11 protein-coding genes are annotated in these 16,580 nt (G+C 59.2%); all 11 read left to right on the top strand.

The window, feature by feature from the left end:
* Positions 1-887 (top strand): phosphoenolpyruvate--protein phosphotransferase (gene ptsP / locus ACW14G_RS14480; RefSeq protein ID WP_455648650.1); only part of this gene is annotated, 887 nt, incomplete at its 5' end.
* A gap of 225 nt (positions 888-1,112) precedes the next feature.
* Entirely contained in the window at positions 1,113-1,985 is an 873-nt protein-coding gene (lgt, locus tag ACW14G_RS14475; protein ID WP_064542984.1) for a prolipoprotein diacylglyceryl transferase, read from the top strand.
* Between the two features lie 6 nt (positions 1,986-1,991).
* The gene (gene thyA / locus ACW14G_RS14470) at positions 1,992-2,786 is read left to right on the top strand and encodes a thymidylate synthase (RefSeq protein WP_064542985.1); all 795 of its coding nucleotides are present in this window, start codon (positions 1,992-1,994) and stop codon (positions 2,784-2,786) included.
* Positions 2,787-2,956: 170 nt separating this feature from the next.
* Positions 2,957-3,415 (top strand): prepilin peptidase-dependent protein, encoded by a 459-nt coding sequence (locus ACW14G_RS14465; RefSeq protein WP_249022799.1) that lies wholly within the window; start codon positions 2,957-2,959, stop codon positions 3,413-3,415.
* Positions 3,409-3,963, top strand: coding sequence for a prepilin peptidase-dependent protein (locus ACW14G_RS14460; protein WP_163446348.1), 555 nt, complete (start codon positions 3,409-3,411; stop codon positions 3,961-3,963). The genes ACW14G_RS14465 and ACW14G_RS14460 overlap by 7 nt, the downstream gene beginning before the upstream one ends.
* Positions 3,960-4,364 carry a DUF2509 family protein gene (locus ACW14G_RS14455; RefSeq protein WP_249022800.1) on the top strand — a complete coding sequence of 135 codons (405 nt, stop codon included), beginning with the start codon at positions 3,960-3,962 and terminating at the stop codon, positions 4,362-4,364. Before ACW14G_RS14460 ends, ACW14G_RS14455 begins: the two co-directional genes overlap by 4 nt.
* A complete protein-coding gene (locus ACW14G_RS14450) occupies positions 4,349-4,669 on the top strand; it encodes a prepilin-type N-terminal cleavage/methylation domain-containing protein (protein WP_249022801.1) in 321 nt (106 codons plus the stop codon). Before ACW14G_RS14455 ends, ACW14G_RS14450 begins: the two co-directional genes overlap by 16 nt.
* 12 nt (positions 4,670-4,681) lie before the next feature.
* Complete coding sequence (gene recC, locus ACW14G_RS14445; protein ID WP_455648649.1) at positions 4,682-8,050, top strand: exodeoxyribonuclease V subunit gamma; 3,369 nt, start codon at positions 4,682-4,684, stop codon at positions 8,048-8,050.
* 156 nt (positions 8,051-8,206) lie between these two features.
* Positions 8,207-11,092, top strand: coding sequence for a pitrilysin (gene ptrA / locus ACW14G_RS14440; protein WP_249022803.1), 2,886 nt, complete (start codon positions 8,207-8,209; stop codon positions 11,090-11,092).
* Positions 11,089-14,634: an exodeoxyribonuclease V subunit beta gene (recB, locus tag ACW14G_RS14435; protein WP_249022804.1), complete on the top strand. Its 3,546-nt coding sequence runs from the start codon at positions 11,089-11,091 to the stop codon at positions 14,632-14,634. Before ptrA ends, recB begins: the two co-directional genes overlap by 4 nt.
* Positions 14,631-16,469: an exodeoxyribonuclease V subunit alpha gene (recD, locus tag ACW14G_RS14430; protein WP_223803906.1), complete on the top strand. Its 1,839-nt coding sequence runs from the start codon at positions 14,631-14,633 to the stop codon at positions 16,467-16,469. Before recB ends, recD begins: the two co-directional genes overlap by 4 nt.
* Positions 16,470-16,580: the final 111 nt, after the last annotated feature.

The following is a 16,580-nucleotide window of genomic DNA, read 5'->3' as shown; positions in this document are numbered from 1 at the left end:
GCATCGACGGCATTGGCCTGTATCGCACTGAAATTCCGTTTATGCTGCAAAGCGGTTTCCCTTCCGAAGAGGAGCAGGTGGCGCAGTATCAGGGCATGCTACAGATGTTCAACGACAAGCCGGTGACTCTACGTACGCTGGACGTCGGGGCAGACAAACAGCTGCCGTATATGCCGATCAGTGAAGAGAACCCCTGCCTGGGCTGGCGCGGGATCCGCATCACGCTCGATCAGCCGGAGATCTTCCTTATACAGGTGCGCGCGATGCTGCGCGCCAACGCGGCGACCGGCAATCTGAGCATTTTGCTGCCAATGGTCACCAGTCTGGAAGAGGTTGACGAAGCGCGCCGTCTTATCGACCGCGCCGGTCGCGAAGTGGAAGAGATGATCGGCTATGCCATTCCGAAACCGCGTATTGGCATTATGCTGGAAGTGCCGTCGATGGTCTTTATGCTGCCGCATCTGGCGAACCGCATCGACTTCATTTCCGTGGGCACCAACGATCTCACGCAATATGTGCTGGCGGTGGATCGTAACAATACCCGCGTTGCCAGCATCTACGATAGCCTGCATCCGGGGATGATTCGCGTACTGTCGATGATTGTGCAGGAAGCGGAACGCTATGGTATCGATTTACGTCTGTGTGGCGAAATGGCGGGCGACCCGATGTGCGTCACCATCCTGATTGGCCTGGGATTCCGACATCTGTCGATGAACGGTCGTTCGGTACCGCGCGTGAAGTATCTGCTGCGCAATATCGATCTTGAAGACGCGCAAACGCTCGCCCAGCGCAGCCTTGAGGCGCAGATGGCCACCGAAGTGCGCCATCAGGTCGCGGCCTTTATGGAGCGTCGTGGTCTCGGCGGCCTGATTCGTGGCGGCCTGTAGGCCGAATAAGCGCAGCGTCATCAGGCAACCCGGTGTCCATTGCCGGATGTCAGCGTCGCCGGGAGTCTCCGGCGACCTTCGCTTATACATATCTTTTACATCTTCCCCGCATCACCTCTCAGCCCCCTTATGCTATCATTCGCACCTTTGGAGCGCCTGAAGCCTACGGCGCGCATCTCTACCGCTGTCCACTTTCGGCGGAATAACAAGCATTTGTGGTGACAGATGAATAGTGGTTATCTGCGTTTCCCGGACTTTGATCCGGTAATTTTCTCCATCGGACCGGTCTCCCTGCATTGGTACGGCATGATGTACCTGGTGGGCTTTATCTTTGCCATGTGGCTGGCGACGCGTCGCGCGAACCGCCCGAACAGCGGCTGGACGAAAAACGAAGTTGAAAACCTGCTGTATGCAGGCTTCCTCGGGGTCTTCCTCGGTGGGCGCATCGGCTACGTGATGTTCTACAACTTCGACTCTTTCCTGCAGGATCCGCTGTATCTGTTCCGCGTCTGGGACGGCGGGATGTCCTTCCACGGCGGCCTGATCGGCGTGATCGTGGTGATGATTATCTTCGCCAAACGCACCAAGCGGACCTTCTTCCAGGTGTCTGATTTCATTGCGCCGCTGATTCCGTTCGGCCTGGGGTGTGGTCGCCTGGGTAACTTTATCAATGGCGAACTGTGGGGCCGCGTTGATCCGAGCTTCCACTACACTATGCTGTTCCCGGGCTCCCGGGCGGAAGACCTGGCGCTGTTGCCGTCGCATCCGGAATGGCAAACGCTGTTTGATACTTACGGTTCCCTGCCGCGCCACGCGTCGCAGTTGTATGAACTGGCGCTGGAAGGGGTTGTCCTGTTCCTGATCCTGAACTGGTTTATCCGTAAGCCGCGTCCGGCAGGGTCAGTTTCCGGCCTGTTCCTGATTGGCTACGGTCTGTTCCGCATCATCTCTGAATTCTTCCGCCAGCCGGACGCGCAGTTCACCGGTGAATGGGTACAGTACATCAGCATGGGGCAGATTCTTTCGATTCCGATGGTGCTTGCGGGTATCATTATGATGGTCTGGGCGTTTCGCCGTCCGCAGAAACAGATCTCCTGAGGAAGCATGAAACAGTATCTCGAACTGATGCAGAAGGTGCTCGATGAGGGCACCCAGAAAAATGACCGCACCGGCACCGGTACGCTCTCCATTTTTGGCCACCAGATGCGCTTTAACCTCCAAGAAGGTTTCCCGCTGGTGACCACCAAGCGCTGTCATCTGCGCTCTATCATCCACGAACTGCTGTGGTTCCTGCAGGGCGACACCAATGTTGCCTACCTGCATGAAAATAACGTCAGCATCTGGGATGAATGGGCCGATGAGAACGGCAACCTTGGTCCGGTCTACGGCAAACAGTGGCGCGCCTGGCCGACGCCGGATGGCCGTCATATCGACCAGATCACCACCGTCATGAACCAGCTGAAAAACGACCCGGATTCGCGCCGTATCATCGTTTCGGCGTGGAACGTCGGCGAGCTGGATAAGATGGCGCTGGCGCCGTGTCATGCTTTCTTCCAGTTCTACGTGGCAGACGGCAAACTCTCCTGTCAGCTCTACCAGCGCTCTTGCGACGTGTTCCTCGGCCTGCCGTTCAACATTGCCAGCTATGCGCTGCTGGTGCATATGATGGCGCAGCAGTGCGACCTGGAAGTGGGCGACTTCGTCTGGACTGGCGGGGATACTCACCTTTACAGCAACCACATGGAACAGACCGCGCTGCAGCTGACGCGCGAACCGCGCGCGCTGCCGAAGCTGGTGATTAAACGCAAACCTGATTCTATTTTCGACTACCGCTTTGAAGACTTCGAAATCGAAGGCTACGACCCGCATCCGGGTATCAAAGCGCCGGTGGCGATTTAATCTTCCTGACCCGAAAAACGGCGCTGCTCTCAGCGCCGTTTTTTTATTTTCTGAATGCTGCTTCCCGTATATTTGTAACCCGCTGCAACTCGTTCACCTTTTTCCGAAGCCCCGCGTAAAACGCGTAATCCGCGCTCGCGCTTCGTTGCTCAGAGCAGGAAACTGCCGCCATGAACAGAGAACAGGGCTACACCCTTATCGAAACCTTAATCACCTTGACGCTGGTGCTCATTCTTGGCGCTTCTGGCCTGTATGGTTGGCGCAGCTGGCAGCAAGAACAGCGTTTGTGGCAAACCGCCAGTGCGCTACGGGACTATCTGCTTTATCTGCGTAACGATGCCAACTGGCATAACCGAGACCGTCGGCTACGGGTTAACCGCGAAGCGCAGGGTTGGTGCCTCACCGCGGACGACGCGGTGCTGGAAGGCTGCCCTACCGGAAACCCGGCTATTTTCAAGCCGCCGTGGACCGAGGTTTCACTCAGCAAAATGACGCCAAACCTGACTTTCTTCGGCCTGCGTAATACCGCGTGGGCGGGGAGCCTGATGGTGTCGGGCGAGGCGGGGAGCTGGACGGTTGTTATCTCCAGTTGGGGGCGAATTCGCCTGTGTGAGGGGGCCACATGCTGATGCGAGGTTTCTCATTGCTGGAAGTATTGATCGCCATGGCTATCAGCAGCGTATTGCTGCTTGGCGCGTCACGCTTTCTCCCCGCGCTCCAGCGGGGCGTACTGGCGCAGACGCAGCAGCAAACGCTGGAAGACGATCTCTGGCTGCGAGTGTTCACGGTCGCGAAGCATTTGCAGCGCGCTGGGTACTGTGGAGATGACGACTGCGACGGCGAAGCGTTGCAGATTGCGCAGCAGGGGCAGTGCGTGATTGCCCGCTGGGATGGCGATAGCAATGGTCTCTGGCAAACATCGCCCGCCGACGAGGCTGACAGCATCGGCTTCCGGCTACAGTCCGGCGTACTGGAAACGCTACGTGGCGCGACCACCTGCGAGGGAAAAGGATGGGACAAAATGACCGATCCCGCAGCGCTCACGGTGACGAGCTTTCAGGTGGTGCGCCACACATTTAGCGGTTTTCCGCCCGAGCTTGCTATTACGTTGTCGGCAACCGGTACGCGCGGCGGCAGGGTCACCGCGCAGTACGGCGTGACGGGATACAACCAGTGAATGCCGAGCGCGGCGTTTCGTCGCTGGCCATGGTGCTGATGCTGCTGGTGCTCGGCAGCCTGATGCTACAGGGGCTGAATCAGGCGCAGCGCCAGCGGTTGGCGATGGTGAACGACGAAAGCCTGGCGATACAGCGCACGGCGCAGGCGCATTCGGCGTTGCAGTGGGGGATGCGCCAACCATGGGGAACTGAAGCAGGCGCCCAGTGTATGACCTATGCCGCAGACACCCGCGTTTGCCTGCGCTTATTGATCGACGGCAGGTTGTTGCTGATAGCACAAAGCGACGGTTTCTCGCTATGGCAATCGGGGCGTTGGGCCGCCGGTAACCTTCAGTTTTCAGCCCATGGCTGGAGTGATTTTTGTCCCTTGAAGGAGGCGCTACTATGCCAGATACCCTGAAATCACGCGGTTTTAGCCTGCCGGAGGTGATGCTGGCTATGTTGTTAATGGTAATGGTGGTGACGGCGCTTGGCGGATACTACCGCGCGTTGGCCGCCGGTAACACTGAGCTTAATCAGTATCGTCAGATGTGGCGCTATGCATGGGCGCAAACGCAGCAATTGGCCTTGCCGCTGCCGGAAGGCTGGCACAGCCAACGGGTACAGACATCGTCACAACGTTGTGTCAGCATCAATGCTACTATTACCACCCCCATGGGCAGGCAAGGGCGTTTAACGCGTCTGCATTGCCCGGTCAGTCAGTAGTCAGGAGCGAATATGTTAAGGGTCTACCACTCCAACCGTCTGGACGTGCTGGAAGCGTTAATGGAATTTATCGTGGAGCAGGACCGGCTGGCTGACCCCTTCGAGCCTGAAATGATCCTCGTGCAGAGTACCGGGATGGCGCAATGGCTACAGATGACGCTCTCCCAGCGATTTGGTATCGCCGCTAACATCGATTTCCCGCTACCCGCGAGCTTTATCTGGGACATGTTTACCCGCGTTTTGCCCGAGATTCCCGGCGAGAGCGCCTTTAATAAGCAAAGCATGAGCTGGAAGCTGATGACGCTGTTGCCGGGCATGCTGGACAACGAGGCTTTTACGCCGCTGCGCCACTATCTGACTGACGATGCCGATAAACGCAAGCTGTTCCAGCTGGCCTCACGCGTGGCCGACCTGTATGACCAGTATCTGGTCTATCGCCCGCAGTGGCTCACGAAGTGGGAAGCCGGAGAATTAGTGGATGACGTCGGTGAGGCGCAGCAGTGGCAGGCTCCGCTATGGAAAGCGCTGGTGGAGCACACTGCAGCGCTGGGGCAGCCGCAGTGGCACCGCGCCAATCTCTACCAACGCTTTATCGACACGCTGGAAAACAGCAGCGAGAAACCTGACGGGCTGCCGTCGCGAGTGTTTATTTGTGGTATCTCAGCGCTGCCGCCAGTGTATCTGCGCGCGCTGCAGGCGCTGGGCAAGCATGTAGATATCTACGTGCTGTTCACCAACCCGTGCCGCTATTACTGGGGTGACATTAAAGACCCGGCGTTCCTCGCCCGGCTGATGGCGCGCCAGCGCCGACACTATCGTGAGCAGCGTGAGCTGCCGTTGTTCCAGGACGCCAGCAGCGCGCCGGAGCTGTTTAACGATAACGGCGAACAGGACGTTGGTAACCCGATGCTGGCTTCCTGGGGCAAACTGGGGCGCGACTATATCTACCTCCTGGCAGGGCTGGAGCGCTATCAGGAGCTGGATGCGTTCGTCGATATCGAGCCGGATAACCTGCTGCACAATCTTCAATACGACGTGCTGGAACTGAAAAACAGCGCGGTGGCCGGGCGCACCGCCGAAGAGTTTGCCTGGAGCGGCAACAAACGCACCCTGGCCCACGATGACCGCAGCCTGACCGTCCACGTCTGCCACAGCCCGCAGCGCGAGGTGGAAGTATTGCACGACCGTCTGCTGGCGATGCTGGAGGCCGACCCGACGCTGACGCCGCGCGATATCATCGTGATGGTGGCGGACATCGACAGCTACAGCCCGTTTATCCAGGCCGTGTTTGGCAGCGCCACCGGCGAGCGCTATCTGCCTTACGCCATTTCCGACCGCCGCGCCCGTCAGGCGCACCCGGCAATGCAGGCGTTTATTACGCTGCTTTCCCTACCGGACAGCCGCTTCACCAGCGAAGACGTGCTGGCGCTGCTCGACGTCCCGGTGCTGGCCGCGCGCTTCAACATTGATGAAGCCGGTTTGCAGCATCTGCGCCAATGGGTCAGCGAATCTGGCGTGCGTTGGGGGATGGACGACGACAACGTGCGCGAACTCGATCTCCCGGCGACCGGGCAGCACACCTGGCGCTTTGGTCTAACGCGCATGCTGCTGGGTTACGCCATGGAAAGCCGCCAGGGCGAGTGGCAGGACGTGCTGCCCTATGATGAATCCAGCGGGCTTATCGCCGAGCTGGTGGGGCATTTGGCTTCGCTGCTGATGCAGCTTAATCGCTGGCGACAGGTGCTGACGCAAGGGCGTTCACTCGAAGAGTGGCTACCGGTGTGCCGCGAAATGCTTAACGACTTCTTCCTGCCGGATCAGGATACCGAAGCGGCGCTAACGCTGATTGAGCAGCAGTGGCAGGGGATTATCGCTCAGGGGGTACAGTCGCAATACGCCGGTGAAGTGCCGCTGTCGCTGCTGCGCGATGAGCTGGCTCAGCGTCTGGACCAAGAGCGTATCAGCCAGCGCTTCCTGGCGGGGCCTATCAATATTTGTACCCTGATGCCGATGCGTTCTATTCCGTTCAAAGTGGTGTGCCTGCTGGGCATGAACGATGGTATCTACCCGCGCGCGCTGGCGCCGCTGGGCTTTGACCTGATGAGCCAGAAGCCGCTGCGCGGCGATCGTAGCCGTCGCGACGATGACCGTTACCTGTTCCTCGAAGCCATGATGTCGGCGGAAAAATCGCTTTATATCAGCTACATCGGTCGCTCTATTCAGGATAACAGCGAGCGCTACCCATCGGTGCTGGTGCAGGAACTGCTGGACTATATCGGCCTGAGCCACTGCCTGGAAGGCGATGAGGCGCTGAACTGCGATGAAAGCGAGCGACGGGTGAAGAGTCACATCATGCACCTGCATAGCCGTATGCCGTTCGACGCGGAGAATTACCAGCATGATGAGCGCCAAAGCTATGCTCAGGAATGGCTGGCGGCCGCCAGCCGTCAGGGGGAAGCGCACGGCGAATTTATTCAGCCGTTGGAGCCTGTTGAATTGACAACGCTGCCGCTGGAGCAGCTTCAGCGCTTCTGGCGTCATCCGGTTCGCGCCTTCTTCCAGATGCGTTTACAGGTCAATTTCCGTAGCGAAGAGAGTGATATTCCCGACACCGAGCCGTTTACCCTTGAGGGGCTGACCCGCTACCAGCTTAACCAACAGTTGCTCAATACCCTGATTGAAGAGCAGACGCCGGAAGCGATGTATCGCCGCTATCGTGCGGCGGGAGAGCTCCCCTACGGGCCGTTTGGTGAAATTGCCTGGGAGGCGCAGCGTCAGGAGATGGCCGCGCTGGCGAGCAGGGTTATTGAATATCGCCGGGAAGGAAAGAGTCTCGAAATAGACCTTGATTGCGACGGGGTTAACATAACCGGATGGTTACCGCAGGTTCAGGAGAATGGGCTGTTGCGCTGGCGGCCATCTTTGCTTAGCGTGGAACAAGGAATGCAACTTTGGCTGGAACACCTTGTCTACTGTGCTAGCGGCGGCAGCGGCGAAAGCCGGCTGTTGCTGCGCAAAGAGGGCGAGTGGTGCTTCCCACCCCTGGCGGCGGATGAAGCGAAAGCGTATCTGTCAAAACTGGTCGCCGGGTACCGCGAGGGCATGTGCCAACCGCTGCTGTTCTTACCTGAAAGCGGAGGTGCGTGGATAAAAGCCTGTTACGATGCCCAAAATGATGCCATCTTAAGGGACGAGGAAACGCAGCAAAAAGCACGCAGCAAGTTTATGCAGGTGTATGAAGGCAATATGGTGGTGAGCGGCGAAGGGGCCGATGTCTGGTATCAGCGCCTGTGGCGTACCCTGGAACCCGCGCAGTATGAGGCGATTATCGAGCAAACGACGCCGTATCTGCTGCCGCTATTTCGTTTTCACCAGTCATAGTTGCTGTATAAAAATTGCGCAATCTGAGTTGTTCATTTACTATGCGCAACGCGTCACGGACCGATGAGTGGCAGCCGCCAGATCCATTTGTCTGGCCGGGAGCTGCCCGCACAAGCATTAAGATTCAGCAGTATTTGTTAATGGTGAGGTCCGTGAATGCCCCGCAGTATCTGGTTGAGTATTGTAGTTTTTGTCACCGCCTTTTGGGCGACCGTAGGTCAGGCAGACACCGGATGGCAACCGATTCAGGAAACCATCCGTAAAAGCGAAAAAGATACCCGTCAATATCAGGCGATTACGCTGGATAACAAGATGGTCGTGCTGTTGGTATCCGATCCGCAGGCGGTGAAATCGCTGTCGGCGCTGGTGGTACCGGTTGGTTCGCTGGAAGATCCTGATTCGCATCCGGGCCTTGCGCATTTCCTTGAACATATGACGTTGATGGGCTCGAAGCACTACCCGCAGCCCGATAGCCTCTCGGAATTCCTCAAGCTGCACGGTGGCAGTCACAATGCCAGCACCGCGCCGTATCGCACCGCCTTCTACCTTGAAGTCGAAAATGATGCCTTGCAGGGGGCCGTTGACCGTCTGGCGGATGCCATTGCTGAACCGCTGCTGGATAAAAAATACGCCGACCGCGAACGTAACGCGGTAAACGCTGAGCTGACCATGGCGCGCTCCCGCGACGGTATGCGTATGGCGCAGGTTAGCGCTGAAACCATCAACCCGGCGCACCCCGGCGCGCGCTTCTCTGGCGGCAACCTCGAAACGCTGAGCGACAAGCCGAATAGCCCGGTGTATGAATCGCTGCTGGCCTTCCGCGACAAATACTACTCCGCCAACCTGATGAAGGCGGTGATTTACAGTAATAAACCGCTGCCGGAGCTGGCGCAGATTGCGGCACAAACCTATGGCCGCGTGCCGAATAAATCTATCAAGCGCCCGGAAATTACCGTTCCGGTGGTCACCGACGCGCAGAAGGGCATCGTTATCCACTACGTACCCGCGCTGCCGCGTAAAGTGCTGCGCGTCGAGTTCCGTATTGATAACAACTCGGCCCAGTTCCGCAGCAAAACCGATGAGCTCATCACCTACCTTATCGGTAACCGCACGCCGGGCACGCTGTCCGACTGGCTGCAAAAGCAGGGGCTGGTTGAAGGCATTCGCGCCGATTCCGACCCGGTCGTTAACGGCAACAGCGGCGTGCTGGCAATCTCCGCTACCTTAACCGACAAGGGCCTCGCTAACCGGGATCAGGTGGTGGCGGCTATTTTTAGCTACCTCGACATGCTGCGCCAGAAGGGCGTCGACAAAAGCTACTTTGATGAACTGGCTCACGTGCTGGACCTCGACTTCCGCTACCCGTCGATTAACCGCGATATGGACTACGTCGAATGGCTGGCGGACACCATGATTCGCGTGCCGGTCGAACACACGCTCGATGCGGTGAACATTGCCGATCGTTACGATGCGCAGGCGATAAAAGATCGTCTGGCGATGATGACGCCGCAGAATGCGCGTATCTGGTACATCAGCCCGAAAGAGCCGCATAACAAGACGGCTTACTTTGTTGATGCGCCGTATCAGGTCGATAAAATCAGCGCGGAGACGTTCGCGAAGTGGCAGAAAGCGGCCGACGACATCACGCTGAATCTGCCGCAGTTGAACCCGTATATCCCCGATGACTTCACGCTGATCAAGAACGAAAAAAGCTACGCGCATCCGGAGCTGATTATCGACGAACCAAATCTGCGTCTGGTCTATATGCCGAGCCGCTATTTTGCGTCTGAACCGAAGGCCGATATCACCATGATCCTGCGTAACCCGCAGGCGATGGATAGCGCCAAAAATCAGGTGATGTTCGCCCTCAACGACTATCTGGCGGGCATTGCGCTCGACCAGCTCAGCAACCAGGCCGCCGTCGGCGGGATCAGCTTCTCGACCGGCGCCAACAACGGCCTGATGCTTAACGCCAACGGTTACACCCAGCGTCTGCCGCAGCTGTTTGGCGCGCTGTTAGAAGGTTATTTCAGCTATACGCCGACCGAAGATCAGCTTGAGCAGGCCAAATCCTGGTACAAGCAGATGATGGACTCGGCGGATAAAGGCAAAGCCTACGAACAGGCGATTATGCCGGTGCAGATGGTGTCGCAGGTGCCCTATTTCCAGCGCGAGGACCGCAAGGCGCTGCTGCCGTCGATCACGCTGAAAGAGGTGATGGCCTACCGCGACCAGCAGAAAACCGGCGGACGTCCGGAGTTTATGGTAATTGGCAACCTGAGCGCCGAGCAGTCCACGACGCTGGCGCGCGGTATCCAGTCGAAGCTTGGCGCTAACGGTAACGAATGGTGCCGTAACAAAGATGTGCTGGTGGAAAAACAGCAGAACGCCATCTTTGAAAAAGCGGGCAACAGCACCGACTCGGCGCTGGCGGCGGTGTTTGTCCCGCCGAACGTGGATGAATTCTCCAGCTCGGCGGCAAGCGCCATGCTGGCGCAGATTGTCCAGCCGTGGTTCTACAATCAGCTGCGTACCGAAGAACAGCTTGGTTACGCCGTGTTTGCCTTTTCGATGAACATTGGCCGTCAGTGGGGCATGGGCTTCCTGCTGCAAAGCAATGACAAACAGCCGGCGTTCCTGTGGCAACGTTTCAAAGCCTTCTTCCCGACCGCCGAGCAAAAGCTGCGGACGATGAAGCCGGAAGAGTTCGCGCAGCTGCAGCAGGCGGTGATCGCCGATATGCTGCAAGCGCCGCAAACGCTCGGTGATGAAGCCTCACAGCTGAGCAAAGATTTCGATCGCGGTAATATGGCCTTTGATTCACGTGCTAAAGTAGTGGCCCAGATTAAGCTGTTAACGCCGCAAAAGCTGGCTGACTTCTTCCACCAGACCGTTGTTGCGCCACAGGGCATGACGGTGCTGTCGCAGGTTTCCGGCAGCCAGAATGGTAAGACGGACTATGCGCACCCGGAAGGCTGGAAGGTATGGGAGAGCATTAGCGCGTTGCAGCAAACCTTACCGATAAGACGAGAGAACGAATGACCGTAACTGCTGAGTCCCTTAATCCCCTGCGTTTACCCCTCTACGGTGAGCGCCTGATTGAAGCCTCAGCGGGCACCGGAAAAACCTTCACCATCGCCGCACTCTACCTGCGGCTTCTGCTGGGGCTTGGCGGCGAGGCCGCCTTTCCCCGGCCGGTCAACGTCGAAGAGCTGCTGGTGGTGACTTTCACCGAGGCGGCAACTGAAGAACTGCGTGGGCGTATTCGCAGCAACATTCATGAACTGCGCGTCGCCTGTCTGCGTAACGCCACCGACAACCCGCTGTATGCCAGCCTGCTGGCGGAAATCGACGATCCTCAACAGGCGGCGAACGTTCTACTGCTGGCCGAACGGCAGATGGATGACGCCGCGGTCTTTACCATCCACGGTTTCTGTCAGCGCATGCTTAGCCTCAACGCTTTTGAATCGGGGATGCTGTTCGAACAGCAGCTGATTGAAGATGAATCTCAGCTGCGCTATCAGGCCTGCGCCGACTTCTGGCGACGTCACTGCTACCCGCTGAACCGCGAAATCGCGCAGGTGATCGTCGAGTCCTGGAAAGGGCCACAGGATCTGCTGAAATCGATCGACCGTTATCTGCAAGGGGAGGCGCCGCAGCTGAAGATGCCGCTCAGTGCGACCGAAACGCTGGAATCACGCCATCAGCAGATCCTCGCGCAGATTGGCGACATCAAACAGCAGTGGCTGGCTGCGGTCGGCGATCTTGAATCGCTGCTGGAAAACTCGGGTATCGATCGTCGCAAATTCAACCGCGGCAACCAGGGCAAGTGGATCGACAAGATCAGCGACTGGGCGCAGGAAGAGAGCAAAAACTACCAGCTCCCCGATGCGCTGGAAAAATTCAGCCAGTCGTTCCTGGCTGAACGCACCAAAGCGGGTGGAGAGGTGCCCACGCACCCGCTGTTCAGCGCCATTGAGCGTCTACTGGACTCGCCGCTCACGCTCAACGACCTGGTGATTGCCCAGGCGATGAAAGAGATTCGTGAGGCGGTAGCCCGCGAGAAGCGCCGCCGCGGCGAGTTGGGCTTTGACGATATGCTAAGCCGCCTTGATGAAGCGCTGGAGAGCGAAAGCGGCGAGGCGTTAGCCGCCGCCATTCGTCAGCGTTTCCCGGTGGCGATGATCGATGAATTCCAGGATACCGACCCGCAGCAGTACCGTATTTTCCGCCGCATCTGGCGCCAACAGCCGGAGACCGCGTTGCTGCTGATTGGCGACCCGAAGCAGGCGATTTACGCTTTCCGCGGCGCCGATATCTTTACCTACATGCGTGCGCGCAGCGATGTGGCGGCGCACTATACGCTCGATACCAACTGGCGTTCCGCGCCGGGCATGGTGGCAAGCGTCAACCGCCTGTTTGGGCAGGTTGATAACCCCTTTATGTTCCGCGATATTCCGTTCCTGCCGGTCAAATCCGCCGAGAAAAATGCCTCGCTACGTTTTGAGGTTGACGGCGAAAATCAGCCGGCAATGAACCTCCGGCTGATGCCCGGTGAGGGCGTTAGCGCGGGCGACTACCAGAACTTTATGGCCCAGCAGTGCGCGGCGCAGATTCGCGACTGGCTCACCGGCGGCCAACGCGGCACGGCGCTGCTGTGGCGCGGCGACAGCGCGCGTCCGGTGCAGGCCTCAGACATTACCGTACTGGTGCGTAACCGCCAGGAAGCCTCGTTGATTCGCGATGCGCTGAATGCGCTGGCTATTCCGTCGGTGTATCTTTCCAACCGCGACAGCGTATTCGAAACCCCGGAAGCGCAGGAGCTTCTGTGGGTGTTGCAGGCGGTGCTGACGCCGGAGCGGGAAAATACCCTGCGCAGCGCGCTGGCGACGGCGATGTTTGGCCTGAACGCGCGGGACATTGAACAGCTGAATCAGGATGAGCACGCCTGGGATGCGCTGGTGGAGGAGTTCAGCGACTATCGGCTTATCTGGCAGCGGCGCGGTGTGATGCCGATGATTCGTGCCCTGATGAATGCGCGCTCCCTCGCGGAAAACCTGCTCGCCACTCACGGCGGCGAACGGCGTTTAACCGATATTCTGCACCTTAGCGAGCTGCTACAAGAAGCGGCCACCGGGCTTGAGAGCGAGCACGCGCTGGTACGCTGGCTGAACCAGCAAATTGCTGAGCCGGACACCAACGCTTCCAGCCAGCAAATGCGTCTGGAGAGCGACAAACACCTGGTGCAGATTGTCACCATTCACAAGTCGAAAGGGCTGGAATATCCGCTGGTCTGGCTGCCGTTTATCGCCCGTTTCCGTAAAGAGAAGCAGGCGTTCTATCACGATCGGGAATCCTTCGCGGCGGTGCTGGATCTTAACGAAAGCGATGAAAGCCTGGAGTTGGCGGAGGCCGAGCGTCTGGCAGAAGACCTGCGCCTGCTGTATGTCGCCCTAACCCGTGCCGTGTGGCACTGTAGCCTGGGGCTGGCGCCGCTCACCGCGCGGCGCAGCGATAAACCGACCGATACCGAACTCCATCACAGTGCGCCGGGAAGGCTGATGCAAAAAGGCGAGGTACTCGACGCCGCGGGTCTGGAAGCCTGTCTGCGTGCGCTCTGCGATGAACACATTGCGCTGACGCTGGCGACAGCGCCCGACAACGCGCGTTGGCAGGCCACTCAGGCACAAATGCCTGAACTGGCGGCGCGTCAGGTGCTGCGTCGCGTCGTGGACGACTGGCGAGTTACCAGCTATTCCGGCCTGCAACAACGCGGCCACAGCGTGGCGCAGGATCTGCTGCCGCGTCTGGATATTGACGCCGCCGGCGCACAGGAAACGCTGCCGGAACCGACGCTGACGCCGCATAATTTCCCGCGCGGCGCATCGCCGGGGACTTTCCTGCACAGTCTGTTTGAAGACCTCGACTTTACCCAGCCAGTGTCATCCGAGTGGATGCTGGAAAAGCTGCAGAGCAACGGCTTTGGCGAAGAATGGGAGCCGGTGCTGACGGCGTGGATTTCACAAGTGCTAGCTGCGCCGCTGGCGGATACCGGCATTGCGCTTAATCAGTTGAGCGCACAGCAAAAACAGGTGGAAATGGAGTTTTATTTGCCCATCAACCGGCCGCTCGACCCGCTGGCGCTGGATGCCTTAACCCGCCGCTATGACCCGCTTTCGGCAGGCTGCCCTACGCTCGATTTCCGCCAGGTACGCGGCATGCTGAAAGGCTTTATCGACCTGGTGTTCCGCCACGATGGGCGCTACTACCTGCTCGACTACAAGTCCAACTGGCTGGGAGAGAACGGTGAGGCCTACACCCAACAGGCGATGGCCGAAGCGATGCAGTCGCACCGCTACGACTTGCAGTATCAGCTCTATAGCCTGGCGCTACACCGCTATCTGCGCCATCGCATTGCCGATTATGACTATCAACGCCACTTCGGCGGAGTGATTTACCTGTTCCTGCGCGGCGTTGACCGCGACGCGGGGCAGCAAGGGATATTCACTACCCGGCCAGACCCCGCGCTCATTGCGGCCATGGATGCACTGTTTGCCGGAGAAGGCGAGGAGATGGACGCATGAGTCTCGAACAACGTTTGCTGGATGCCGTTGAGCAGCGTCTGCTGCGCCCGCTGGACGTACAGTTTGCGCTGATGGTCGCGCACGACGAGCACCCGGCGGTGATGCTGGCGGCGGCGATGCTCAGCCGCGATACCGGCGAAGGGCACGTGTGCCTGCCTCTGTCGCACCTGAGTGCGACGATGCAGGCGAAAGGGCGCGCGCGTGAATTCTGGCAGCAACTGTTCACCGATGCCGACGCGCCAGAAGACTGGGCTGAGCTGTTGCTGGCGTCTAAGGCCGTGAGTGCCGGTGAACGCCCGTCGCCGCTGATACTGAGCCGTGACCGGCTGTACCTCAACCGCATGTGGCATAACGAGCTGACGGTGGCGCGCTTCTTTAGCGACACCCAGGTTCCGCTGGCGGTAGACGAGGCGCAGCTCCAGCAGACACTGAGCGCGCTGTTCCCCACCAGTGACAACGTCGACTGGCAGAAAGTCGCTGCCGCCGTTGCGCTGACGCGGCGTATTTCGGTGATCTCCGGCGGCCCTGGCACCGGGAAAACCACCACCGTCGCCAAACTGCTGGCGGCGCTGGTACAGATGGCGAATGCCGAAAAACTCCGTATTCGCCTGGCGGCCCCGACGGGTAAAGCGGCTGCGCGCCTTACCGAATCTTTGGGCGCGGCGCTGCGTAAACTGACGCTAAGCGACGCGCATAAAGCGATGCTGCCGACCGAGGCCAGCACGCTGCACCGCCTACTGGGCGCGCAACCCGGCAGCCAGAAAATGCGCTACCACGCGGGCAACCCGCTGCACCTTGATGTGCTGGTGGTCGACGAAGCCTCAATGATCGACCTGCCGATGATGGCGCGGCTGATTGACGCGCTGCCGCCGCACGGGCGAATCATCTTCCTCGGCGACCGCGATCAGCTGGCGTCGGTTGAGGCGGGCGCGGTACTGGGGGATATCTGTAGCTGGGTGAACGCTGGCTATACGCCTGAACGCGCGGCGCAGCTAAGCCGCCTGGTAGGGAGCGACCTCCCGGCGGGTGAAGGCCAAACGGCGGGGGCGCTGCGCGACAGCCTCTGCCTGCTGCGCACCAGCTACCGTTTTGGCAGCGACTCGGGGATTGGGCAACTGGCGGGTGCGGTAAACCGGGGCGATAAAAAGGCCGTTGGCGAGGTCTTCGCCCGCGGCTTTAGCGATATCGAACTTAAACCGCTGCGCGCGACGGATGATTATGCCGCCATGCTCGACGATGCGCGGATGGGCTACGGTCATTATTTACAGCTTTTACGCGAGCAGGCCGAGCCCGCGGAGGTGCTGGCGGCGTTCGGTGAATATCAACTGTTGTGCGCGCTGCGGGAAGGGCCGTGGGGCGTCGGCGGGCTGAATACGCAGTTCGAACAGCTGTTGGCGCGTCATCGCCTGATTCAGCCGCAGCGCCACTCGCGCTGGTATGAAGGTCGCCCGGTGATGATTAGCCGTAACGACAGCGCGCTGGGGCTGTTTAACGGTGATATCGGCGTGGCGTTAGAGCGTGGGCAGGGGATGCGTGTCTGGTTCCCGATGCCGGACGGGACCATTAAATCGGTGCAGCCAAGCCGTCTGCCGGATCACGATACCGCCTGGGCGATGACGGTGCATAAATCGCAGGGTTCCGAGTTTACTCACGCCGCACTGGTACTGCCGACGCAGCTGGTGCCGGTGGTGAGCCGTGAGCTGGTCTACACCGCGATTACTCGCGCGAAGTCACGCCTGTCTATGTATGCCGATGAAAATCTGCTGGCCGCGGCGATTGCTACGCGTACAGAACGGCGCAGCGGGTTGTCGGCGATATTTGCGGAGATGGCATAGCGGTAAGCGTGGGCACAAAATGCTCCCTCTCCCTTTGAAGGGAGAGGGCCGGGGTGAGGGTTGGGGGCTCCGTGCAGGCATTCCCCTCACCCTAACCCTCTCCCCAAAGGG

The sequence above is a fragment of the Kluyvera sp. genome, assembly GCF_965301105.1.
Note: the sequence above shows the minus strand (reverse complement) of the source record. Positions and strands in the feature narration are given on the sequence as shown.